The sequence below is a fragment of the Nocardia pseudobrasiliensis NBRC 108224 genome, assembly GCF_001613105.1.
Classification (GTDB): Bacteria; Actinomycetota; Actinomycetes; order Mycobacteriales; family Mycobacteriaceae; genus Nocardia; species Nocardia pseudobrasiliensis.
Genome location: NZ_BDBS01000012.1, coordinates 107,143 through 127,879 on the forward strand (window position 1 = coordinate 107,143; position 20,737 = coordinate 127,879).

25 protein-coding genes are annotated in these 20,737 nt (G+C 63.8%); 16 read left to right on the forward strand and 9 right to left on the reverse strand.

Going from position 1 to position 20,737, the window contains the following annotated elements; genetic code table 11:
• Positions 1–112: 112 nt before the first annotated feature.
• From NP4_RS43185 to NP4_RS13385, 3 genes are all read left to right on the forward strand, one after another.
• Positions 113–325 (forward strand): type II toxin-antitoxin system VapB family antitoxin, encoded by a 213-nt coding sequence (locus NP4_RS43185; RefSeq protein WP_067997231.1) that lies wholly within the window; start codon positions 113–115, stop codon positions 323–325.
• Positions 322–756, forward strand: coding sequence for a PIN domain-containing protein (locus tag NP4_RS13380; protein WP_067997233.1), 435 nt, complete (start codon positions 322–324; stop codon positions 754–756). Before NP4_RS43185 ends, NP4_RS13380 begins: the two co-directional genes overlap by 4 nt.
• Before the next feature lie 377 nt (positions 757–1,133).
• Positions 1,134–2,030: an alpha/beta hydrolase gene (locus NP4_RS13385; RefSeq protein WP_245998251.1), complete on the forward strand. Its 897-nt coding sequence runs from the start codon at positions 1,134–1,136 to the stop codon at positions 2,028–2,030.
• Between the two features lie 48 nt (positions 2,031–2,078).
• On the opposite strand, the gene NP4_RS13390 is transcribed toward NP4_RS13385, so the two are convergent.
• The 3 genes from NP4_RS13390 to phoA form a co-directional block, all read right to left on the reverse strand.
• Positions 2,079–2,273: a hypothetical protein gene (locus tag NP4_RS13390; RefSeq protein ID WP_067997236.1), complete on the reverse strand. Its 195-nt coding sequence runs from the start codon at positions 2,271–2,273 to the stop codon at positions 2,079–2,081.
• 90 nt (positions 2,274–2,363) lie between these two features.
• Positions 2,364–3,803, reverse strand: coding sequence for an alpha/beta hydrolase (locus NP4_RS13395; RefSeq protein ID WP_245998253.1), 1,440 nt, complete (start codon positions 3,801–3,803; stop codon positions 2,364–2,366).
• A 243-nt stretch (positions 3,804–4,046) separates the two neighbouring features.
• Complete coding sequence (gene phoA / locus NP4_RS13400; RefSeq protein WP_067997242.1) at positions 4,047–5,531, reverse strand: alkaline phosphatase; 1,485 nt, start codon at positions 5,529–5,531, stop codon at positions 4,047–4,049.
• 241 nt (positions 5,532–5,772) lie between these two features.
• On the opposite strand from phoA, the gene NP4_RS13405 reads away from it, so the two are divergent.
• Positions 5,773–6,666 (forward strand): phenylalanine 4-monooxygenase, encoded by an 894-nt coding sequence (locus tag NP4_RS13405; protein ID WP_067997244.1) that lies wholly within the window; start codon positions 5,773–5,775, stop codon positions 6,664–6,666.
• 70 nt (positions 6,667–6,736) lie between these two features.
• Here the strand turns inward: NP4_RS13405 and NP4_RS13410 are convergent, their stop codons facing one another.
• Both NP4_RS13410 and NP4_RS13415 read right to left on the reverse strand, forming a co-directional pair.
• Positions 6,737–7,348: an acyl-CoA-like ligand-binding transcription factor gene (locus NP4_RS13410; RefSeq protein ID WP_067997245.1), complete on the reverse strand. Its 612-nt coding sequence runs from the start codon at positions 7,346–7,348 to the stop codon at positions 6,737–6,739.
• Positions 7,338–8,876, reverse strand: a complete 1,539-nt coding sequence (locus NP4_RS13415; RefSeq protein WP_067997247.1) for an MFS transporter — start codon at positions 8,874–8,876, stop codon at positions 7,338–7,340. The genes NP4_RS13410 and NP4_RS13415 overlap by 11 nt, the downstream gene beginning before the upstream one ends.
• Before the next feature lie 155 nt (positions 8,877–9,031).
• Here NP4_RS13415 and NP4_RS13420 point away from each other — a divergent pair, with 155 nt between their 5' ends.
• The 7 genes from NP4_RS13420 (at position 9,032) to NP4_RS13450 (ending at position 14,266) form a co-directional block, all read left to right on the forward strand.
• Positions 9,032–10,336, forward strand: a complete 1,305-nt coding sequence (locus tag NP4_RS13420) for a D-alanyl-D-alanine carboxypeptidase family protein (RefSeq protein ID WP_082875825.1) — start codon at positions 9,032–9,034, stop codon at positions 10,334–10,336.
• A 109-nt stretch (positions 10,337–10,445) separates the two neighbouring features.
• Positions 10,446–10,646 (forward strand): hypothetical protein, encoded by a 201-nt coding sequence (locus tag NP4_RS13425; protein ID WP_067997250.1) that lies wholly within the window; start codon positions 10,446–10,448, stop codon positions 10,644–10,646.
• A 243-nt stretch (positions 10,647–10,889) separates the two neighbouring features.
• Entirely contained in the window at positions 10,890–11,597 is a 708-nt protein-coding gene (locus NP4_RS13430; RefSeq protein WP_082875826.1) for a cupin domain-containing protein, read from the forward strand.
• A gap of 61 nt (positions 11,598–11,658) precedes the next feature.
• Positions 11,659–12,057: an SAV_915 family protein gene (locus NP4_RS13435; RefSeq protein ID WP_067997251.1), complete on the forward strand. Its 399-nt coding sequence runs from the start codon at positions 11,659–11,661 to the stop codon at positions 12,055–12,057.
• The gene (locus tag NP4_RS13440) at positions 12,054–12,356 is read left to right on the forward strand and encodes a DUF6317 family protein (protein WP_067997253.1); all 303 of its coding nucleotides are present in this window, start codon (positions 12,054–12,056) and stop codon (positions 12,354–12,356) included. Before NP4_RS13435 ends, NP4_RS13440 begins: the two co-directional genes overlap by 4 nt.
• A 12-nt stretch (positions 12,357–12,368) precedes the next feature.
• Positions 12,369–13,682 carry a WXG100 family type VII secretion target gene (locus NP4_RS13445; RefSeq protein ID WP_082875827.1) on the forward strand — a complete coding sequence of 438 codons (1,314 nt, stop codon included), beginning with the start codon at positions 12,369–12,371 and terminating at the stop codon, positions 13,680–13,682.
• Positions 13,682–14,266 carry a hypothetical protein gene (locus NP4_RS13450; protein WP_147288008.1) on the forward strand — a complete coding sequence of 195 codons (585 nt, stop codon included), beginning with the start codon at positions 13,682–13,684 and terminating at the stop codon, positions 14,264–14,266. Before NP4_RS13445 ends, NP4_RS13450 begins: the two co-directional genes overlap by 1 nt.
• Here NP4_RS13450 and NP4_RS13455 read toward each other — a convergent pair whose 3' ends face one another.
• The 4 genes from NP4_RS13455 to NP4_RS13470 all read right to left on the reverse strand — a co-directional run bounded on the left by NP4_RS13455 (position 14,267) and on the right by NP4_RS13470 (position 16,928).
• The gene (locus tag NP4_RS13455; protein WP_169813730.1) at positions 14,267–15,127 is read right to left on the reverse strand and encodes a helix-turn-helix domain-containing protein; all 861 of its coding nucleotides are present in this window, start codon (positions 15,125–15,127) and stop codon (positions 14,267–14,269) included.
• 91 nt (positions 15,128–15,218) lie between these two features.
• On the reverse strand, positions 15,219–15,422 hold the full coding sequence (locus NP4_RS13460; RefSeq protein WP_067997261.1) for a DUF397 domain-containing protein: 204 nt from the start codon (positions 15,420–15,422) through the stop codon (positions 15,219–15,221).
• Entirely contained in the window at positions 15,419–16,300 is an 882-nt protein-coding gene (locus tag NP4_RS13465; protein WP_067997262.1) for a helix-turn-helix domain-containing protein, read from the reverse strand. The genes NP4_RS13460 and NP4_RS13465 overlap by 4 nt, the downstream gene beginning before the upstream one ends.
• Positions 16,301–16,460: 160 nt before the next feature.
• Entirely contained in the window at positions 16,461–16,928 is a 468-nt protein-coding gene (locus NP4_RS13470; RefSeq protein WP_067997263.1) for a VOC family protein, read from the reverse strand.
• Positions 16,929–17,129: 201 nt separating this feature from the next.
• Here NP4_RS13470 and NP4_RS13475 point away from each other — a divergent pair, with 201 nt between their 5' ends.
• The 5 genes from NP4_RS13475 (at position 17,130) to NP4_RS13495 (ending at position 20,736) form a co-directional block, all read left to right on the forward strand.
• On the forward strand, positions 17,130–17,498 hold the full coding sequence (locus NP4_RS13475; protein WP_067997264.1) for a hypothetical protein: 369 nt from the start codon (positions 17,130–17,132) through the stop codon (positions 17,496–17,498).
• A 23-nt stretch (positions 17,499–17,521) separates the two neighbouring features.
• A complete protein-coding gene (locus tag NP4_RS39870; protein ID WP_169813731.1) occupies positions 17,522–18,130 on the forward strand; it encodes a DUF3558 domain-containing protein in 609 nt (202 codons plus the stop codon).
• Positions 18,131–18,132: 2 nt separating this feature from the next.
• A complete protein-coding gene (locus tag NP4_RS40920) occupies positions 18,133–19,509 on the forward strand; it encodes a hypothetical protein (RefSeq protein ID WP_156524913.1) in 1,377 nt (458 codons plus the stop codon).
• The gene (locus NP4_RS13490; RefSeq protein ID WP_067997275.1) at positions 19,506–20,231 is read left to right on the forward strand and encodes an ESX secretion-associated protein EspG; all 726 of its coding nucleotides are present in this window, start codon (positions 19,506–19,508) and stop codon (positions 20,229–20,231) included. The genes NP4_RS40920 and NP4_RS13490 overlap by 4 nt, the downstream gene beginning before the upstream one ends.
• A gap of 235 nt (positions 20,232–20,466) precedes the next feature.
• Positions 20,467–20,736 carry a hypothetical protein gene (locus tag NP4_RS13495; RefSeq protein ID WP_067997278.1) on the forward strand — a complete coding sequence of 90 codons (270 nt, stop codon included), beginning with the start codon at positions 20,467–20,469 and terminating at the stop codon, positions 20,734–20,736.
• The last annotated feature ends 1 nt before the right edge of the window (position 20,737 follow it).

Here is a 20,737-nt window from a genome sequence, read left to right on the forward strand (position 1 = left end):
GAGGGCGGCCTTTTCGTTCGTCCCCCACCCATCCACAGACCGGACGGCATCGAATAGCGGTTGCATCAACCAGTATTGCTAGCAGTAAGGGGGCGGATATACCGTGTTAAACATGAAGACGATGATCGACCTGGACGACGAGGCTCTGGAGCTGGCGGCCAGGGAGCTCGGGACGACGACCAAGAAGGACACCGTGAATGCGGCGTTGCGGTTCGTCGCCGAGCGGCGGCGTCGTGTGGAGGAGATCCTCAGCGATTACCCGACCAGTCTCGGGTGGGGCTCCGATATCACCGATCCGGAGGTCATGAAGCAGGCCCGGCGATGATCGAACGTATGCCACTGCGCCTGCACCTGGTGGACACTTCAGCCGCCGCGCGCTTCAAAAATCCCGCGGTCCGGAAGGTCGTGGTCGACCTGGTCACCGACAAGGCGGCCGCGACCTGTGTCACGATCGATCTGGAAGCGGGGTACTCGTGCCCGAACTTCGCCGAGTTCCGGAAGGTCGCCAAGAGCCGCCGGGCTCAATTCCAGAACCTGCCACTCAACGAGACGATCGCCGAACGCGCTCGCGAAGTGCAAACACTGTTGGCGCGCAAGGGACATCAACGCGCCGTCGGTCCCGTCGACCTCCTGACCGCTGCGGTCGCGGAGTTCTACGGGGCGGTAATCGTTCATTATGACGAGGACTTCGAACACATCGCCTCGGTGACCAGACAACCTACCGTCTGGGTCGCTCCACGCGGCAGCATCGACTGACAACCGCGACCTTCATTCGCCCACAGGGCAATTCGAAATGCGAGAACTCGCCATCGGAAGACTTCGCCCACCCCTCAGGGAACAATACCGTCCGGTCTTCCAACTCGCCCCCGCATTGCATTAGGGGCACACCCCATTTCGAATCCACACCCATCGATTCGAGCATTGCAATCCGCAAGACAGCGCTAACCTCCAAATCACGTTGAACGGTCAACCGAAAATGATCGTTCTCGTGCATCACGAGGAGCGCTACCGTGCGAATTTCGATACGTACATTTGCCACATCATTTACCGCCGCATTGCTTTGGCTCGTACCGGGCGTGTGTTCGGCCGATCAACCCGCGCAGCCGAATGGCTGTCAGCCGATATCGTTTTCGGTGCCGCAGGGCACCATGGCCGCGACGCTGTGTCTACCGGCGACGAACCCGACCGGCACCGTCATGGTGTTGATGGCGGGCTCCAACTACAACCACACCTATTGGGATTTCCCGTATCAGCCCGACACCTACAATTTTCGGCAAGCCATGAACGCGGGCGGTTACGCGACGCTCGTAGTCGATCGGCTCGGTGACGGTGCGAGCTCCCGGCCGCCGAGCGCGACGCTGACGGCGACCGGGACCACCGCGGCCCTGCACGGCATCGTTCAGGCGCTGCGCCAGGGAGTTTCGGGTAATCAGCCGTTCCGCAAGGTCGTCATCGCCGGGCATTCGCTGAGTTCGGGTATCGACGTGCTGGAGGCCACCACCTTTCACGATGTGGACGGTGTGCTGCTCACCGGATACTCGCACGACCTGAACTATCTCCAGGTTTCCAGCGTGATCGCGACATACCATCCGGCCGCGGAGGATCCGAATTTCGCGGGCAAGGGCTACGACCCGGGTTATCTCACAACACAACCCGGTACCCGGGCCGCCGATTTCTTCGGCACCGGCTACGACCCGCAGGTCGTCGCCACCGATGAGGCGACCAAGGATGTCTTCTCGCTGTCGGAATATCCCGACGGCCTGTCCTCCACACTCCCAGCGGTTTCCAATTCCATCGACGTCCCGGTCATGCTCGTCGACGGCAGCCTGGACAAAATGTCCTGCGGCACGAATTTCGCGATTTGCCACGACAGCGCCACGTTGCAGTCCGCGGAAGCGCTCTACTTCAGCCCGGCGGCCCACCTGCGGACCTATGTGCTCCCCGGGTCTGGGCATTCGGTGAATCTGGCGCCCAACACCAAGGATTACCAAGCCGCCGTTCTCGATTGGGCGAACTCCACTTTCCGATAGTGGACACCGTGGCTGCCCTCATCGGCCGATGAGGGCAGCCACGGTCACCTACACTTCGTCCTTCGCGGTATTACTCGCGACAGCGCCACCCAGCGCGACCAACAACCCGGCCGCGCCCAACACGATCCCGAACCACGGCTGCATCTCATCGGCCCAGGCCAAAATGATGAAATGCATGTCCAACTGCTGTAGCAGCAGTGACCCGAATCCGAGCACCGCAAGCCAAATACCGATACGCACCATGAGGAAGCCCCCCGATTCTCGAGTCGGCGGGGCTGCCTCCAACAACCGCGCCGACGAACTACAACGGGCGGAAGCCTACAAGCAATGCCGCTACGCGCAACTCAGCTCGGCCGGAACCACCAGATCCGTGAGGTAGCGAACCAGCGGCTGATCAATACACGACACACCTTGGAATGCGGCACTGTGCTGAGTGCCCCGATAGGTGATCAGCGCAGCGCCGAGATATCCGGCCAGATTACGACCGCCCTGATACGGCGTCACCGGATCACCGGTGGTGGCCACGACAACGGTTTTGGGCAGACCGTGCGTATCGGGAACGTGCGGTTGTGCGAAGGGCTCGAACGGCCAGAAGTTGCACACCCCGAGCGGGAACTGTCCGGTGGCCTGACCGTCATCGAAAGCCGGTGCGACAGAACGGGTCCGGCTATCGATCTCCACACCCGCGGCCCGGTCGGTCCGCGGCTCCTCGCCACAGAGCACCGCGCGCTGGAGATCTCGCTGCACCATCCCCTCCATGAAATCGGTCATCCGCGCCAGCGTGTCGCCGTGGCCGCCACGCAACTCGGTCAGACCCCGCGTGATCACGGGCCACAGCTGCGGCGAGTACAGCGAGTTCATCACCGCACCCATCGCGCCCATCCAGCCGAGGCCCCGACCGTCCGCCGTCGGCGCGGGCCGGCGCTGCAGCGGAGTCAGCAACTCCCGCAACGAATCACTCGCGCGCGCCGGATCGGTCCCGACCGGGCAATCGGGTGATTTCGCACAATCGGCGGCATACGCCTCGAAGGCGTGTTGGAATCCCGCGGAAGCGGCCACCTCATCGAGGATCGGCGCGGTCGGATCGATCGGCGCGTCCAACACCATGGCGCGCACTCGATCCGGATACAGCTCGGCGATGGTCGATCCGAGCCGGGAACCATAGGAGCCGCCGAAGTAGGTCAACTTGTCATCACCGAGCGCGCCGCGAATCACATCGAAGTCTCGCGCGACATCCGCGGTACCGATGTGCCGCAACAGATCCACACCGGTTCGGCGGACACAATCGGCGACGTACTCCCGATGCCGCTGTTCGGTGGCCGCGATTCCGGCGGGCGACAGATCCCAGATCGGATCCTCTCGATGCGCCCGATGTTCCTCGGGCGTACGGCATGTCACGGTCGGGGTGGATGCCCCGAGCCCCCGTACATCGATGCCGATCAGGTCGAAACGTTCGGCGAGCGGAGTCTTGGCCAGCATCATCGGCAGGGCGAGCCCCGGCACGCCGGGACCGCCGGGATTGGTGAGCAGCGAACCGACCCGGGCCCCACTCGCCCGGTGTCGCGAAATCGCGATCCGCGCGGTATCCCCGTCCGGCCGGTCGTAGTCGAGCGGAACCGTCACCCGCGCGCATTCGAACCCCGCGCCACCGAGCATGTCCGCGCCGGAATAGCTTTCGCACGACTCCCATGCGATCGGCTGCTGATAATAGCGATCGAGCGGCCCGGAATCGGCCACCGCCTGACCGCCACACGCGACAATCGCGAGCGCCACCGCGCCCGCAATCGGCCATCTCCGAACACGATTCGCAGTTCTATTGCGCCAGAAGACCATTCGTCCCCCCTGAGTAGTTCCCATAGCCCCCACAGTCTGACACGAAGGCCGCCTTCATCCCTCATCGGATGAAGGCGGCCCAAGCCGCGCGAGCGCGAATTACCTACCGGCAGCCCGCATCCGCCAACCACTTACCAGCAGCCCGCATCCGCCAACCACTTACCGGCGGCCTGCTTCCGCCACTTACTTACCGGCGGCCTGCTTTTTGGCCCGGTCCAGACCCAGCGCATCGCTGAGGGTGAAGAACATATCGGTCTGATCGGTCAGGCCGACCACATTCGCCGCACGCGGACCGTAGGCGGCCACGCGCAGCTGAGTTCCGGTGTGCTCCTGCGAACCACCCGGCTCGGCATTGCCGTAGGAGACACCCATCTCCGCGCCGTCCTTGGTGATGACCTTGCTGGTCAGCGACTGCGATTTGGTGTCCAGCGGAACGATCTGGCTCGAGTGGGCGTGATCGGCGGTCACGACCACCAGGGTGTTGCCGTCGGCCTTGGCGAACTCCAGCGCGGCCTGCACGGCCTGATCCAGATCGACGGTCTCACCGATCTGACCGCACGGATTGGCATTGTGGTCCTGCTTATCGATCGAGGCGCCCTCGACCTGCAAGAAGAACCCGTCCTTACGCTCCTTGAGCAGATCGATCGCCTTGCGCGTCATACCCGCCAGATCCGGCAGACTCGCCGTCCGCTCGGGATTGGTATCCTTGCAGGTCTGCGCGGGCTTGGTGAGCCCGTCGCGCACCGCCAACTCACCGGTCCAGCGCACCGGCATATTGCCCGGGGAGAACAGGCCGAGCACCGGCGCGTTCTGATCGGCCTTGGCCACCGCATCGAGTCCGGCGCGATCGTTGACCACGTTGTAGCCGCGCGACTTCGCCTGCTCCAGCAGGGTCTTGTCCTTGAACTCGCCCGCGGTGGCCTTCTGATCGAAGCTCTTGGAACCGCCGCCCAGCGTCACATCGGCGCGGGTGTTCAGCAGCTGCTCGCTGATCGAGCCGAGGCCGCCCTGCTCGAGCGCATTGGTCGGGCACTTCACCGAAGTCTCTTCCGGCCCATAGCATTTGCGGTCGGTGACATGCGCGCCCAGTACGGCCGGAGTCGCGTCCTGGATCTCGGCGGTGGTCACATTGCCCGTGGCCTTGCCGTTGGCCTTGGCGATCTCGATCAGGTTCGTCTGCGGCGCACCGGTGATGTCCACGCCGATCGCACCGTTGTAGGACTTGGTTCCGGTCGCCCACGCCGTGCCGCTGGCCGCGGAATCGGTGACGTAGTCCGGCTTTCCGGTCTTCTTGTCCAGCGAGTAGTGGGTGTAGGAGCCGGTCAGCGGCAGCGCGTCGATACCCTTGAAATAGCCGCCCGCACCCTCGGCCACATTGCGCGCCACGGTGATCTCCGAGTCGCCCATACCATCGCCGATCAGCAGGATGACATTCTTGGCCTGCTTGCCATTGATCGAATCACGCAGCGCCGCAGTGCGATCGCCCGTGGTGCGGCGCGCGCCGCCATTGTCGGACAGCTTGCCCTGCGCACCCGGGGTGAGCAGCGAACCGTTGGAACCCTTGTCGGAATCCGAACTACAGCCGACCACCAACCCGATCAGGACGGCGGCCGCACCGGGCAGGGCGGCCGCCCGGACCCACCGAGACCTGGACGAGGCGAAAGACATACGAAACCCAATCTACTTTTCCGAACCGATACGAGCCGACCGGATAGTGCACGCCGACCCTGAACCCAGAGCAACACGTCGGTTAATTACGCATGAAACAGACAAAGGGCGCGACGAGGACAGGCTGTCAGGTGCCGACCGGTCCGGACGGTTTGCGCAAACCCCAAGTAAATGGTAGTCAAACTGCACAGCAAAACAGCGGTTTCTTGTCTCATCCGCCTGGCAGTGCTTGCATCGAGACATGTTCAACGAAGCTCAGCTGTACTCGCCAGTGACCAAAGGTACCGACGGTGATGTGACGGTGCACCTGAGCGACGAGCACCCCGGCGTGCACGACCAGGTGTATCGCTCGCGCCGCAACGCGATCGCCGCCATGGCGCTGTCCTACCGTCCCGGTGAACCGCTGCCGCATGTCGAATACACCGATGAGGAACAGGAAGTCTGGCGAATCGTCTCCGCCGAACTCGCCCGCAAACACCTCAAATACGCCTCCGCCGAGGTACTCGCGGGCGAGGAACGTCTCGGCCTGCCCACCGATCACATCCCGCAGCTCGACGAGGTGACGGCGAAACTGGTGCCGCTCAGCGGATTCCAGTACGTCCCCGCCGCGGGCCTGGTGCCGCTGCGCCAGTTCTTCGGCTCCTTCGCCGACCGAACCTTCCACTCCACCCAGTACATCCGCCACCACTCCGCCCCGCTGTACACCCCCGAACCCGACTCCATCCACGAAATCATCGGCCACGCCAACCAATTGGCCAGCCCGCGTTTCGCCGCGATCTACGCCGAGGTCGGCGCGGCGGTGGCCCGGCTGGAAACCGATGCGGCCCTGAAGTTCCTGGCCGATGTGTTCTGGTTCTCCATGGAATTCGGCGTGGTTCGCGAACAAGGCGAGGTGCGCTGCTACGGCGCGGGCCTGCTGTCGTCCTACGGCGAGATCGAGGAGTTCCGCGGAGCGCAGTTGCGACCGTTGAACATTCGCGAGATGGGCACCGCGGTCTACGACATCACCCACTACCAGCCCGTACTGTACTGCGCGGAATCCATCGCCGAGATCGAGGACGTCGTCGGCGGCTTCTTCGCCTCGATGACCGACGACGTCGTCGCCCGCGAACAGGCGGCCCATCGACCCGTCTGAGCGCCGCACCCCATCCCGCTCCTCGCACTGTTGAAGGGGGTGCGAAGGGTGGGACGGGGTGCGGCCGGACTCAGCGGCGTTCCGGATCCGTCGTGGCGAACATGGGCATTCCCGCCTCCAGGAACCGCATGATCCGGTCCAGTTTCGCCAAATCGAGTCCGCCCGTGCCGAAGGCGGTCATCGCCGCCCCGATCAGCGCGCCGGCGAACGCCCGGACCTCGAGGTCGTCGGGCTCGCGGCCCACCCGGCGCGCGACGATCTCGGACACCATCAGCAGATTCCGCTCGGTCTCCTGGGCGATCACACCGCGCAGTTCCGGCTCCCGCCAGATCAATTGCATACGATCCTGCTCGAACGCCACATCCTCGGCATCCAGCTGCGCGAAGGTCTGCGTGACCGCGTTGCGGAACGCCGCCAGCGGCGACAGTTCCAGCGGCTGATCCTCGATCGCGCGGAGCATGATCGGATCCATATCGTCGGTGAGCGCCACCTGCTCCTTGGACGGGAAGTAGCGGAAGAAGGTGCTCGGCGAAATGTCGGCCGCCGCGGCGATCTGTTCGACGGTCGTCTCGGCATAGCCCTGCCGCTTGAACAACCGCATCGCCTCGGTCCGAATCGTGCGGCGAGTGCGCTCCTTCTTCCGCTCGCGTAAGCCCGCGGGCATCTTCGAATCAGCCGACATGCACCGATTCTCCCGTATCCGCGGGCTGCTTCACCCCCGGCGTGGCGGCCCGCGTGAAGATACTCGCGAGCACGGCCGCGACCAGGCAGATTCCCGCGCACACCCACAGCATCGCGCCCATCCCGTCGACGAATGCCGACTGCACCTGACCCAGCATGCGCCCGTCGCCGAGCTGGTGAGCCACCGCGACCCCCGCGCTCACCCCGTCGGAGATCGGCGCTCGGTCGAACTCACCCAGCTCCGAGCGGTACTGCGTGGCCAGCACTGTTCCCAGTACCGCGACCCCGATCGTGCCGCCGGCGTTCCGAAGCGCCTGCAGCAGAGCCGATCCCGAGCCAGCCCGGTCGGCCGTCAGCTCGCCCGTCGCCATACCCATCGCCGAGGGCATCACGAATCCCATCCCGATGCCGAGCAGCGTGAGCCACACGGCCGCATAGCCGTAGCCGCCGCCCACCTCGGTCAGCGCACCCATGACCATGCTGACCGTGAGCACCAGAAATCCGCCCACGAGCACGACCCGCAGCCCGACCTTGGCAGTCAGTTCGGCTGCCACCCTGGTGCCGACGACCAGCCCCGCGATCAACGGCAGCAGTCGCAACCCGCTACCGAGTGAATCCGCGCCGAGCACCGCCTGGAAGTACTGCGGCACGGTGAAGAACATGCCGAACATCGCGAACTGCACGAGTACGGAATAGGCCGTACCCCAGGAGAATCCGTGACTGGCGAACAGACCGAGATCCACGAGCGGATGCGTTGCCCGGCGCTGCCACCATACGAACACACCCAACAGGACCGCACCCGCGGCAATGGTCCCCCACGCGAGCGCATCACCCCAACCTTGCGAATCGATCCGAATGAAACCGTAAGTGAATCCGAGCATTCCGCCCGCCGACAGCATCGCGCCGGGCAGATCGAGCCGGAAGACGCTGCCGCTGCGGGACTCCGGCACCAGCACCGCCACCGCCAGCAGCCCCACGACCACCAGCGGAACATTGATCAGGAATACCGACCCCCACCAGAAGTTCCGCAGCAACCAGCCGCCGATGATCGGCCCGAGCGGCATGCCGAGAGTCATACTGATAACCCAGATCGTCAGTGCGCGTTGACGTTCCGCCTTGTCCGGGAACATCGCGGGCAGGACGGACATCGATAGCGGCATCATCACCGCCGCCGCGACACCGAGCAGCGCCCGGGCGGCGATCAACTCACCGGCCGAACCCGCTACCGCACACCAGACCGACGCGACTCCGAACAGTGCCAGCGCTCCCAGCAGAAATCTCTTGCGCCCGTACCGATCTCCCAGCGCACCGGCGGGCAGCACCAGTCCGGCCAGCGCCAGGGTATAAGCCGTCGTGAACCATTGCAGCGCACCGGTATCCGCGTGCAGATCGACCGACATGGTCGGCAACGCGACCACCAGCACGGTGGTATCCAATCCGATCGTCAGCATGGCTACCGCGAGCGCGCCCAGCGCCAGCCACCGCGCCTTGCCCGCGTGCTCCGCCCCCACGGCCTCGTCACCCGTCATGAGCCCGTTCCTTTCCGTCACTACATGAGACAGTCATTCATATGGGATGAACTACTCTTTGATAGTAACTCTCATTTTGTAGTGACTGTCAACACGTGACGTGTCACGCGCTCCCAACTCGGCTTGGCATCCGTTTCGTCCTAAGCTCCAAAGCGATGAGCACCCGCATGACCCGGCGTGATCGCCGCACCAGATCTCTCGCGGCCGCCGCGCTGGCAGCCGGCCTCATCGGCGCGTCGGCGCTGACGCTGTCTCCCGCGGCCGTCGCGGCGCCCACGTCACCCACGACGACGCCGTTCACGACCCCGAACACCGACTCCTGTCCGAACAAGACCAGCCCGCCCCCGCCGATCGACACCTCCGAGGCGCCCGAGCCCGGCCGTGCCGGCCCCACCCCACTGCCGGTCCCCGCCTCCCCGATCGGCGGCGGCAAACTCGGCAACTGCGGCGTGGTCCTGCCCGACAAGGCTCCTCCCGTTCCGGCCGACATCTCGGCGACCGCGTGGGCGATCGCGGATCTGGATACCGGCCGCGTCCTGGCCGCCAAGGATCCGCACGGCCGCTATCGTCCCGCCTCGACCATCAAGGTCCTGCTGGCCACGGTCGCGCTGCGCAGCCTCGATCTGAACAAGGTCGTCGTCGGCACCCAGGACGACGCCAATGCCGACGGCACCCGCGTCGGCATCGGCCCCGGCGGCCGCTACACCAACAAGCAGCTCATGCAGGCCCTGCTCATGTGCTCGGGCAATGACGCCGCGCATGCCATCGCGACCCAGCTCGGCGGCGAGGACGCCACCGTCGCCAAGATGAACGACCTCGCCAAACGCCTGCACGCCATGGACACTCGCGCCGCCACCCCGTCCGGTCTGGACGGACCGGGCATGAGCGTATCGGCCTACGATCTGGCGACCCTGTTCCGCGAGGCGATGACCATCCCCACCTTCGCCGAAATCGTGCACACCCAGCAGGTCGACTTCCCCGGCTATCCCGCCGATCCGAACAACCCCGACGACAAGGATCATCCCGGCTTCCCCATCGCCAACGACAACCATCTGCTGTTCGACTACGACGGCGATCTGGGCGGCAAGACCGGCTATACGGATGACGCCCGGCAAACCTTCGTGACCGCCGCCGAACGCAACGGCCACCGCTTGGTCGTGACGTTGCTGAAAGGCGATGTGCTGCCGATCCGTCCGCCGGAACAGGCGGCCCGGCTGCTCGACTACGGTTTCGCCCTGCCCGCCGACGCGAGCGTCGGCACGCTACCGGACGAAACCGGCACGTCCGCCAATACCGGTGTGGCGCTTGCCTCTCCGCCCCCGCACGACACTCCGGATGCCTCGCCGCCGAGCGATTCGCATCGCGGCAACTGGGGCACGATCGGGATCATCGGCGGCTTGGTGCTGGTCATCGCGCTGGTGATCGCCGGATGGTCGCTGACGGGCCGGTCTCGCCGCTGAGTTTCGCCGGAAATCGCGAATCTCCTTGTTTGACACACGATTGCTCGGGCATCCGCTGAACGAGCCGGTTGTACGGCTCCAGTCGAAAACGGAGAGGAGCACAAGACTAATGGCGGACCAGAACAATCCCGGCCAGTTCGGTAACCGCTCCGATACGGAGGAGCAGGCCCGCAAGGGCGGTCAGGCCAGCACCGGTAGCTTCGGCCAGAAGAACAGCGCCGACCCCTCGACCGCGGGCAAGAAGGGCGCGGCGGCACAGCCGACCGACGCCAAGGTCAAGGGCGGCCAGCACAGCCACGCCAATCGCTGATAATCACCGATCGAAGCAACGCCCCCGGCGAGCATCGGCTCGCCGGGGGCCTTTTTTGCGCCCGGCGTCGGCGATTATGTAGAAGTTACGAAATGCCTTGTTGTGCAAGTCATCTGGCGGCTCGGCAACCCTCGTCGCATATGACTCTTGTCACCTGGCAGCACGGGTACGTCGGAGTTAGCTTGAATTTAGAAGCGCTAACTAAATACCCGGCGTTCTTGTGCGTCAGGAAGCGATGACGGCATGTCCGAAGACTTGAATGTGAAGCAGGACAGCGACAGTGGCGCGATGGGTCGCCGAGCCCTGCTCGGAACCGGTGTCGTCGCGGTGGGTGCGGCCGCGCTCGGCGGCGGCCTGGTGGGAGCGGCGGCGGCCAGCCCGGGAGCGCCGAGTGAAATCGGCAGGGACGGCGCACTCGACACCAATCTCAACGACAGGTCGCATCTGTTCAAACTGAGGGCCGCGGACGGGGCGAACTTCGACGGCGGCTACCTGCAGGGCGCGAACGAGGACAATTTCCCTGTGCTGCAAGGCCAGAAGGGTTCGGTGTACTTCGTGCACCTCGACGGCGGCGGCATCCGCGAACCGCACTGGCACCCCTCGGCGTGGGAGTTGAACTACATCATCTCGGGCACCGCGAAGTGGACCATTCTGGGCACCCATGGCGACGGCGCCTACCACAACGACACGTTCACAGCCGAACAGGGCGATCTCGTATTCGCCCCGCAGGGTTACTTCCACTACTTCGAAAATGCCAGTGCCGACAAGCCTTTGGACGTCCTGGTCACCTTCAATACCGGCGCCGGCGAGCCCAACGACGACATCGGCATCGTCGCCACCCTCAACTCGCTGCCCCGTGAGGTCCTCGCCGCATCGTTCGGCATCCCGGTCTCCGCCTTCGCCAATGTCCCCACCGAGATCGAGCCCGTGGTGATCACCCGCCACCGATAAACGCCCCGCCCCCTCCTGCCGAGATTTCGGAGTACAGTGCGACCGGGAAGGAGGGGGCATCTTGCCGAGGGATATCTACGGGCTCTACGACGACGCGCCGGATGATTACTACGACGACGAGCCGGATCCGCCCATTTCGGTCAAATCGCCGACTCGGATCGGAATAACTCTGCCGCCTGTGGTGGTAATCCCCGCCCGGCCGCGGGCCGACGGTCGGGGAATCTGCGTCGAACTCAGCTCACACGTCAAGGGTGCGCCGGTGGCAATAGTGTTCTCCACGGTCGAACGCCTCGTCGAACGCCTGGGCCGATATCAGCCGTGGATAATGGCGCAGTCTTCCGAACTGCCGGCATTGCTCGGCACCGCGGGCATCGCCATCGTGCTCGACCCATCGCAGCGAGTATGCGCTCCGCAGTGGACCGCCGAACGCCTGCACGCATTGGAGGAGTACCGGCCGTGAGCGACTGGTTCCAGGTCGTCCTCGACGATCTGAAGACGATGGCGAAAACCTTCGACGACGAGGCGAAGACCTACGAGGGTTTGGTGCCGAAATTCTCACCCGCACCGGTGGATTCCGGAGATGCCACACTGAACGAGGCCATGAAGGGCGCGGCGGACCTGCTGCAGATCCTGCATCACCAGATGGTCCGTACCATTCAAACGCATGCGGAGAAGCTGTCCTACGCGCGCGACTCCTATGAACGCCACGACATCGACAACCGCAAGCTGTACGACGATCTGACCAAGAATCTGGACTGAACGGGGGCGGGAATGAGTTGGATCGGCGGAGATCTCGGGGGCCTGCAGGCCATGGGAACGGCAATGAAGAGTGCGCCCGAATCCACCGAGGCCGTGGTGACCGCACTCGGAAACCAGGTCGAAAAGGTGGTCGGCGACGCGGGCTGGAAAGGCCAGGCGGCGGACGCGTTTCGTAAAGCGTGGACCTCGACCTCGATCCAAGTGGGCGGCCTGGCCACCACGGTCGCGGGCATCGGCCGGACCCTCGGCGACCTCGGCGACACCCTCCAGCAAATCGAAGCCGACCTGTACAACGCCGCCTACGAGGCCAAAGCCCGCGGCGCTCGAATCGGCGACGATGGAAAACCCTTGTCCCTGGTCATCTCCGGCGATCCCGATTCCACTGAGGCGAAACAGGCCCGCCAGGCGCAGCAGGACTACACCGACACCTACAACTCGGCGATCAAACTGGCCCAGGGCTTTCGCCTCAACGCCGCGAAAACCATCTCCGAAGCCATCAATCCCCTCCGCCCCGACGGCAAGGACAGCGACTTCACCTGGGACAAACGCATCACTCTCGCCGACTATCTGCGCGGCCTGTACGCGGTCCCGAACGAGAAGAACTCCCAGTGGAGTAAAGAACTCCCCGACAAGATCAAAGACGCCCAGACGACCTTGGAGAAGGCAACTCAGGACTGGCGCACCGCATTCGACAAATACCGCCTGGACGGCAAGGCCATGCCGATCGATGACCCTGCCCGCTTCGGCCACATCCAAGCCGTCAACGACCTGTACCACCTCGAAACCAAACTCGCCGCGGCCGAGGCAGGCAAGGGCGAACTACCACTGTCCGACGCGCTGAACACCAAACTCGCGGATATGGACAAACTCGCCCCGGAGCTGTCGAAACTGGCGCCCAAAAGCCTGAACTTCCTGAAGGACATTCCCGTAGTGGACATCGCGGCATCGGGCGTGGTGGCGGAGCTTCAGGCGCAGGATGATATCGACAAAGGACAGAACTCGACGAAGGCCAGGGTGCAGGATTACGCGGCGGCGGGGGCGGGGTTGGCTGCGGGGGCGGGGCTCGCCGCAGGAGTCGCAGCTGCTGGAATTTCCGCACCGGTATGGGCGACAGCTGCCGCAGCGGGATTCGCCGTCATCGGTGTAGGCGACACAGTATACGAAGGTTTTCACGAACACTGGAGCGAAGACATTCACGATCGTGGCGTGTGGCGCGGGCTCAGATACGGCACTGCGAACATGTTTTCCAATACCGGAGACGACCTCCTGGACCTTGGATCAAGCGCCGCGCATGCGGTAACCAACGTGTGGCACAAGATTTTCTGATGGCCGCCGTAATCGAACCACACCCCGGCCTCGAGATTTCCAAGCTACCGTTTCTAGGAACCAGTTGGTACACAAGAGGATTAAGTTATCGGCTGCGGCGGGCCTGGCTCACATTTTTCATCCTTTTGATGTCCGCGTTTCCCATCTGGGGCGTCTGTATAGTCTTTGTCCTGATCATCAGCAAGGCGACAGGCGGATTCCGGATCACGTTGCTTGCCGCCGCAATCGCGGGTGTCTGCTGGAGTTTCGTCCTCGGATACAGGTCGATCACTCGAGCGCGACAGGAAGAACGCCGGTTGTTGGCAGGACAGTCAGCGATATCGTCGACCAGCCGGCCCGGATCATCCGGCACCGCGGCGGGACTAGGCCTGGGAGTTGCGGGCCTCGGTGGATCAGCGCTGGCCGGAGGCCTTCTGCTGATCGGCCAGTTGTTCGTCGTCGGCTGGTTGGCCATGGTCGTGGTGAAAACCCTCGGTCACTATCTGGGACCATCTGAGATTCGCGCGGTCATGGCAGTCAGGACGTGGTACGACCAGCATCCGGACATTCCGAACGCTCAGCGACCGAAGCAGTTCCGGCGGTGACTACCGGTCGTACTGTTCCGATGCCTTGCGCAACATCTCGCGACTTGCCTCGGGCTCGAGTGCGTTCCGGCGCAGCGTGGCGTAGGACTCCCACTGTTTGCGGATCGCGTCCTGGTCGGTCAGATACAGCTCGCGGGTGAAGTTCTCGAAATACACGAGGGGGCACTCGGTGGGACGGCCGTGCTCATCGGCGGCGAAATCCAGGATCGTGAAGGGCCCGTCCTCTCGGCCCAGCGGATAACCTGCGCTGAACGGCAGGATGCGCAGGGTGATATTCGGGCGAGCGCTCATATCCGCCAGATGTTTACATTGTTCCGCCATGGTCTGCGGCCCGCCGACCCAGCTCCGCACGATCGACTCGTGGATGATGGCGTTCAACCGCACCGGCCGGTCCTCGCGAATCAGACAGGCCTGCCGCAACTTCCGCAATCGCAATCGCCGCGCATGCGTTTCGGCGCTTTCGTCCGGATAGGCGGTCTGCACGAGAGTGAGCGCATACGCCTGCGTCTGCAACAGCCCCGGCACGAGTTGACCCTCATAGCTGGTGATTTCGCTGGCCGCCGACTCGAACGCGATGAAGGTCGCGACGGTCCGCGAGATCAGATCCTCATATTCCGACCACCAGTTCACCGTGTCGCTCTCCGCGACCAACGCCAGCATCTCGGCCGTTTTGACCGCATCGAATTCGAAGATCTGACACAGCGCCTGGATCACCGAATCCGGCACGCCCGCGGGCAGCCCCTTCTCCAACCGCTGCACGGTACTGGCACTGCGCCGAATAGAGGCCCCGGTCTGCTGCAATGTCAGCCCCGCCTCCCACCGGCCGTCACGCAGATGCTTCCCCAAACGCCGTCGTGCCAAGATCGAATTACCCTCGCCCATTACCCGCCCTCCGTTGCGGTTCACACGAGTTCGTCGTCCAGCCGTTCGTAGCGTAGGGGATGGAGGCGGGTCAGAGGTCGAGTTCGCCGTTAGTGGTTGCGGCCAGAAAAGCCGACCAGTCAGTCGAGTCGAAGATGAGGGCGGGGGTGGTGGGGGATTTGGAATCGCGGACCGCGACAAGGGCGTTGGGGAGGTGGGCGACCTCGACACAGTTGCGGTCGCCACCGCTCCGGGTGCTCTTGAACCACTTCGCGTCAGATAGATCGACCTTCAAGATCCGTACTCCCTCGCCATTTGCCGCAGTAGAGCACGGCTGGCGACCGGATCAAGGGCGCTTCGCCGAAGGCTCTCGTATGCGTCATGGTATCGCTCAACGGCCTCTGATTTCGCAAGATACAACTCCCCCGTGAGGTGCTCCACGTAGACGATGGGCGGCTCTATCAACCGCCCCTTCCTGTTCTTCCCGAAATCGAGGATGACGAACGGCACGATCGGTATGCCCAACGGAGTTCCAGCGCTGAAGGGCACGATCTGCAAGTTCACATTCGGCAAGGTCCCGATGTCTGCCAGATGCTTGAGCGCTCCCGACATCACTCGCGGACCGCCTACCATCCCTCTCAGCACGGATTCCCGCAAGAGGGCATCAACCTTGACTGGTGTGTATTTGCGTTTGATCCTGGCCTGCCGACGCATCCGAAGCTGCACCCGCCGGGCATGCTCGTCGGCCGAATCATCGGGGAAGACAGCGTGGATCAACGCACTTGCATACGCGGGTGACTGCAACAGACCCGGAATCACCTCGGACTCATAGGTGATGATCCGATCCGCCGACGCCTCCAGCCCGACGAAGAACTCGAAACTCCGCGGCAAGATGTCGCTGTACTCACGCCACCAACTCAACTCATTGCCTTGAGCCGCAAGCGCAAGCATCGCTGCTGTCTTCTCCGCATCGAACTCGTAGATCCGACACAACGCCTCGATATCGACGTCCCGAAGGTTCAGCACCACTCCCTTCTCGATCCGCTGCAACGTACTGGCACTTCGCTGAAACACAGCTCCCGCCTGATCGAGCGTCAGCCCCAGCGCCATTCGCCCATCCTTCAAATACTTCCCGAGCTCCCGCCGCGCCAACGTCGGCTCGTCCTCTGCCATGAGCCAGCCTCCCTCCCAGGTCGTTCATCTCGACCCGGAAAGGAGACCACCCCGCAACCCCAACCGTCCTCGCCATCAAGAAGATTCATTCAATCAACGCATAACCCCAGGAAGATTTTCATTTTTGGCACTGATCGGCGAACGCCATGGCACCACTCGCCTACCCCGACAACAGATCATCAAGCGCCCCACTGAGATACGTGAACACCCCGGGACCGGTGGTGCCGATGTCGATGAGCTCGAGCCGAACACCGTCCGCGGTCTGGTGATAAACGAAGGGCGCGCCGGTGGAGTGATCCGCCGCCGAAATAATGCGCGGCAATCCCGCCTCGGTCAGCCGCTCGGATTCACTCTCCACATCCGGAGTCCACAAACCGAGATGATGCAACCCCGGCTCGGACCACGGCGTCCCCGCCCGCCGCTCCAAAAGCTCCATATACGGCGGTCCCTGCCTGGAGTAGACCATCCGAGACGTGAACAGCCGACTACCGTCCTCGGTCCGCAAATCCGACTGCACCGGAACTGGCGGCCGCCACTCTACCCCCAAATGCTCACTGTATTCAGCCATGGCAGCCTCGAGATCCGCCACAACAATCCCGACGTGATAGTGCGGAAACACCGTAGACATAACGAATCCCCTTCCGCCACCGGAAAGCCTGTCCCACCACCCTACCTATAAACCCGACCGATCGGTCATATATGTGCCACTACTCACCCACTCCCAAATCCCCAGGACAACTCCCATCCTGCCGGTTCGAGGGAACCGTTCTGCCCAACGACGCGTCCAGTAAGGTAAGTGAACCTGGGCGCACGAAGGGAGGGACGGCCGATGGACGTGGGCCAATCGACCGCGAACGCGCTGTACCAGCAGGCTGTGGCGGGGACGTTCAAGATGGAGAAGGACGCGGCGAAGCGGTGCGCCGACGTCTTCCAACGGTTCGCGGAGTCGCTGGACAAGCAGTACCGAATCTCGGCTGATCTGCAAAAACTGGACGGCTTCGGCACGTTCCAGTCTGCTGTAGCCCTCCAGAACGGATTCAGCGGCAAGGGCGCAGAACTGACCGAGGCCTTGGGCGGAATGCAGGAAGCTGCTCTCAAGATGGCCGCGGCCTACCTCCGCGCCGGAGACATGATCACGGAGGCTGACGCAATGAACACGCTGGCGATCAATGCAAGCTCGGCGGGGCAGCGGGGATGACCCGTCTTAGGCACGGATGGCTCATGCCCATCGCCGTAATGGTGGTCACCGCAACCGCGTGCACCACGCAGAACAGCCACGATCCCAACACGACAACCGGTCCGTCTCAGCAGAGCACATCCGCACAATCTGCAACGCCTGCTCGGCCGACGCTGACCGCATCGAGCCTCCAACCCCCACCTCAGCCCAGCAAGTACATCAAACCTGGCCGCGCGGAGGTCGTGTTCGACCCGTGCACCTGGATCCCGGACGATGCCATCGCCAAATCCGGTTACGACCCACAAAGCCGCGCGCGTGGCGGGGATCAGATAGCCGAACAGATCTTCCTGATCTGCCACTTCGACTCCAGGCTGCGCAACTTGTCGGTTCTCTCTGGAAACGTTTCATGGGACGAGGACCTCAAGAAGAACGGCGCATGGAGCGAACCCATCACAATCAATGGCCGACAGGCGATGTGGGTCCGGGACCCCGGTATCAAGTTCGGCTGCGACATCCATCTGCGGACGAAGGTTGGTTTCGTAGACGTGGGTCCGGTTCTGACCATCTACGGTCGCGGCGAATCCCTTAATCCATGCGACGGTGTACTCGAAACCGCTACCGCGATCGAGCCGTCCATCGGGAAGGACAACTGACGATGGCCAACGGTGACAACCCACCCGCGAACCCATTTGGTGCCCTAGGGCTCGTCCTACCGGTGAGCCCTGAAGCCGCAGTCAACAATGGGAAAGCAACCAAGAGTCAGCAGGGGGCGGAGGCTGTTCAACGCGGCCTTCACAACAACGGAACCGATCCGGCATACATAAAAGATCTAGAAGACTGGGACAGCGTCCCCCATCAGGCGATCTACGACAGTGTTCAGAGTATGAACCCGGATACGATCCACGGGAACGCCAGGAAGTGGCTCGACATCTCCGCTGCGGTCGGTGGCGCACTATTCGGGCTGAATTTGTCCATCCAGAAAGAGCTTTCGGACGGATTCCATGGCCAGTTCGCCAACGCCGCGAATGACGCCGCGCGCAAGTTCGTCCAGCAGGGCACCGACGCGCAAGAGGTCATGCAAACAGTGGGAGCGCGGATTCATGCCGCAGGCTACGGTGCCGAAGCCGTGAGAGCCAGCGTGCCCCCGCCGGGCAAGCCCCACAATCAAGGGCTGACAACTCCGGTCACATCGCTCTGGCCTTTGGTCGGGGCAGAAGACCCGGCCCTCGGGAATGCCGCTCAACGAGACGCCGAAGAGGCACGCCAGCAGGCCATTACGGCCATGAAGATGAACTACAACCCGACCTACCAGCCAGCTGGCCAAAACGTCCCGACCTTCGTCCCCGTCGACTCCCCTGGCGAAGGCGGACCCGGCGGACTAAACGGCAATGGAAACGGAACGGGCACAGGCACAGGTACCGGCACCGGTAGCCCCAACTCCAGCAACGGCACCGACCAAAAAGCCACCAACCCCGACGACAAAGCCAACACCGACAACCAGCAGACCGATCCCAGCACCTCCCCCAACTCCTCCGATTCCTCGAATTCCGGTGGCAACCAAGGATCTTCGAGCGCCAGCGGTACCACCGGCGGAGCGGACACGAAACCCGCGGGACTGGATTCCTCCACGTCGCCCGCGGGCGTCGGCAGCGGCTCGGGGTCTCACGGCGGAACATCCGGAGGTCTGGGCGGCATTGGTAGCGGCGGCGTCGGCGGCATCGGTGGTGGTGGCGCGAATGCCCCCGGCCGGAGCATGCCTGGTCTCGGTGGCGCTGGAAATGCCGCTGCCGCAGCCGCTCTCGCGGGTCGCGGTGGTGCTGCCGGTGCGGCGGGGATGCCGGGTATGGGGATGCCGCACGGTGGTAAGGGCAAGGGTGAGGAGGATTCCGAGCACAAGACTCCCGATTACCTGATCATCGATCGGGAAGAGGAGTTGTTCGGGATTCGCGAGCGCACCACGCCGCAGGCCATCGGTGCGGATATTCCCGCGGCGCAGACTCGTCCGGACGATGGTGAGGGTCAACGCCGGTGAAGTGGGAGTTCACTCCCGACGAGTTCATGCACGTGTGGAAGGAAACCGATAAGGATCGGTATCCGTTCCCGCTGAGCCTGTACTCGTCGACGGAATGGCAGAGCGAGGCCGACCGGCTCGCCGAGCAATTACGCCATCGCCTGCCCCCGGGCCGCGACGCCGATCTTTCCGCCGTGCTGCGTGTGGCGTCGAATCCCGCTGTGTCCCTGTGCGTTACCGGGACCCGTAAGCGACCGATCCGCGCGTACGGCGCCATCGACACCACCGTCGGCGTCACCCTCGTCCAGCGCCCGGGCCCGACCGCCGAGGTCGGCGGCAATGTGGTCATCGAGGTCGGTTCCCCGGCCATCGTCCCGAAGGTGTTCGTCGCCGTCATCGGCAATGTCGCCGCGGGCCGCCACCCGGCCATGGTCGAAAGCTTCGACCGAATCCGCCTCGACCTCGAATCCTGGACGGGCTCGAAGGAATCCGTCACCGACCGCATGCGCCGCCTTCTCAAATCCCCGCGTGCCGCGGTGGGTCACCTGGAGGTCCAACAGGCCGTCAACACCACCCGCCCCCACCCACCCCAATACCTGAGCTGGATCGACCTCGAAAACGACGGCCGCTACCTCTACTTCCAACAGCACAACGACCTACACATCGAGCCCTGCTCCACAGAACGCCTCCTCCACCGGATCACCCAGATGGCCCAGCCGGTCTCGAGCAACGCCGACTGGTGACCATTCGCTGACCCGCACGGCCCCAGCGCAATTCACCCACGAAAACCGATTCCCGAGATCCCCGCTCGTATTCCGAGCACAGTTAGCGGGCCTCATTGCGCCGCCCATGACGGTCGGCTTTCCCGTCCCGCGCAGCTGATGCCGCCCGCCGACCTGGCTCGACGGCCGGATCCCGACCTACAATCCCTTTGATTCGTTGCGAATTTCGGATCGGCGACGAGTCGGGGGAGATCCGATGTGGCGTAGAAAGCCGAATGTATTCAACGACCCGCCCGTACAACTGACCCCCTGGCAGTTGAAGCTGGACTTGCAGAAGGCTCGGCGGGCGGCTCGGGAGGCGCAGCAGTCGCTGGGGCGAACCAAGAAGTCGCAGTATCGGCGATACCGTGCCGCTGCCGGGGATGCCTATGTCGACTGGCCGCGCTGGAAAGCCGCGTACCTGAGTGAATACAAGCGCCGGGTCAAGGTCGAGCCCGCAGGCGAGAGCAGTTCCATGTACGTGTGAT

Excerpts from the sequence above, each read along its gene's own strand:
- NP4_RS43185 (WP_067997231.1), top strand. The coding sequence starts at position 113 with ATGAAGACGATGATCGACCTGGACGACGAGGCTCTGGAGCTGGCGGCC.
- NP4_RS13380 (WP_067997233.1), top strand. The coding sequence starts at position 322 with ATGATCGAACGTATGCCACTGCGCCTGCACCTGGTGGACACTTCAGCC.
- NP4_RS13390 (WP_067997236.1), bottom strand. The coding sequence starts at position 2,273 with ATGGTGCGTATCGGTATTTGGCTTGCGGTGCTCGGATTCGGGTCACTG.
- phoA (WP_067997242.1), bottom strand. The coding sequence starts at position 5,531 with ATGTCTTTCGCCTCGTCCAGGTCTCGGTGGGTCCGGGCGGCCGCCCTG.
- NP4_RS13405 (WP_067997244.1), top strand. The coding sequence starts at position 5,773 with ATGTTCAACGAAGCTCAGCTGTACTCGCCAGTGACCAAAGGTACCGAC.
- NP4_RS13410 (WP_067997245.1), bottom strand. The coding sequence starts at position 7,348 with ATGTCGGCTGATTCGAAGATGCCCGCGGGCTTACGCGAGCGGAAGAAG.
- NP4_RS13415 (WP_067997247.1), bottom strand. The coding sequence starts at position 8,876 with ATGACGGGTGACGAGGCCGTGGGGGCGGAGCACGCGGGCAAGGCGCGG.
- NP4_RS13420 (WP_082875825.1), top strand. The coding sequence starts at position 9,032 with ATGAGCACCCGCATGACCCGGCGTGATCGCCGCACCAGATCTCTCGCG.
- NP4_RS13425 (WP_067997250.1), top strand. The coding sequence starts at position 10,446 with ATGGCGGACCAGAACAATCCCGGCCAGTTCGGTAACCGCTCCGATACG.
- NP4_RS13430 (WP_082875826.1), top strand. The coding sequence starts at position 10,890 with ATGTCCGAAGACTTGAATGTGAAGCAGGACAGCGACAGTGGCGCGATG.
- NP4_RS13445 (WP_082875827.1), top strand. The coding sequence starts at position 12,369 with ATGAGTTGGATCGGCGGAGATCTCGGGGGCCTGCAGGCCATGGGAACG.
- NP4_RS13450 (WP_147288008.1), top strand. The coding sequence starts at position 13,682 with ATGGCCGCCGTAATCGAACCACACCCCGGCCTCGAGATTTCCAAGCTA.
- NP4_RS13465 (WP_067997262.1), bottom strand. The coding sequence starts at position 16,300 with ATGGCAGAGGACGAGCCGACGTTGGCGCGGCGGGAGCTCGGGAAGTAT.
- NP4_RS13470 (WP_067997263.1), bottom strand. The coding sequence starts at position 16,928 with ATGTCTACGGTGTTTCCGCACTATCACGTCGGGATTGTTGTGGCGGAT.
- NP4_RS13475 (WP_067997264.1), top strand. The coding sequence starts at position 17,130 with ATGGACGTGGGCCAATCGACCGCGAACGCGCTGTACCAGCAGGCTGTG.
- NP4_RS39870 (WP_169813731.1), top strand. The coding sequence starts at position 17,522 with ATGCCCATCGCCGTAATGGTGGTCACCGCAACCGCGTGCACCACGCAG.
- NP4_RS40920 (WP_156524913.1), top strand. The coding sequence starts at position 18,133 with ATGGCCAACGGTGACAACCCACCCGCGAACCCATTTGGTGCCCTAGGG.
- NP4_RS13495 (WP_067997278.1), top strand. The coding sequence starts at position 20,467 with ATGTGGCGTAGAAAGCCGAATGTATTCAACGACCCGCCCGTACAACTG.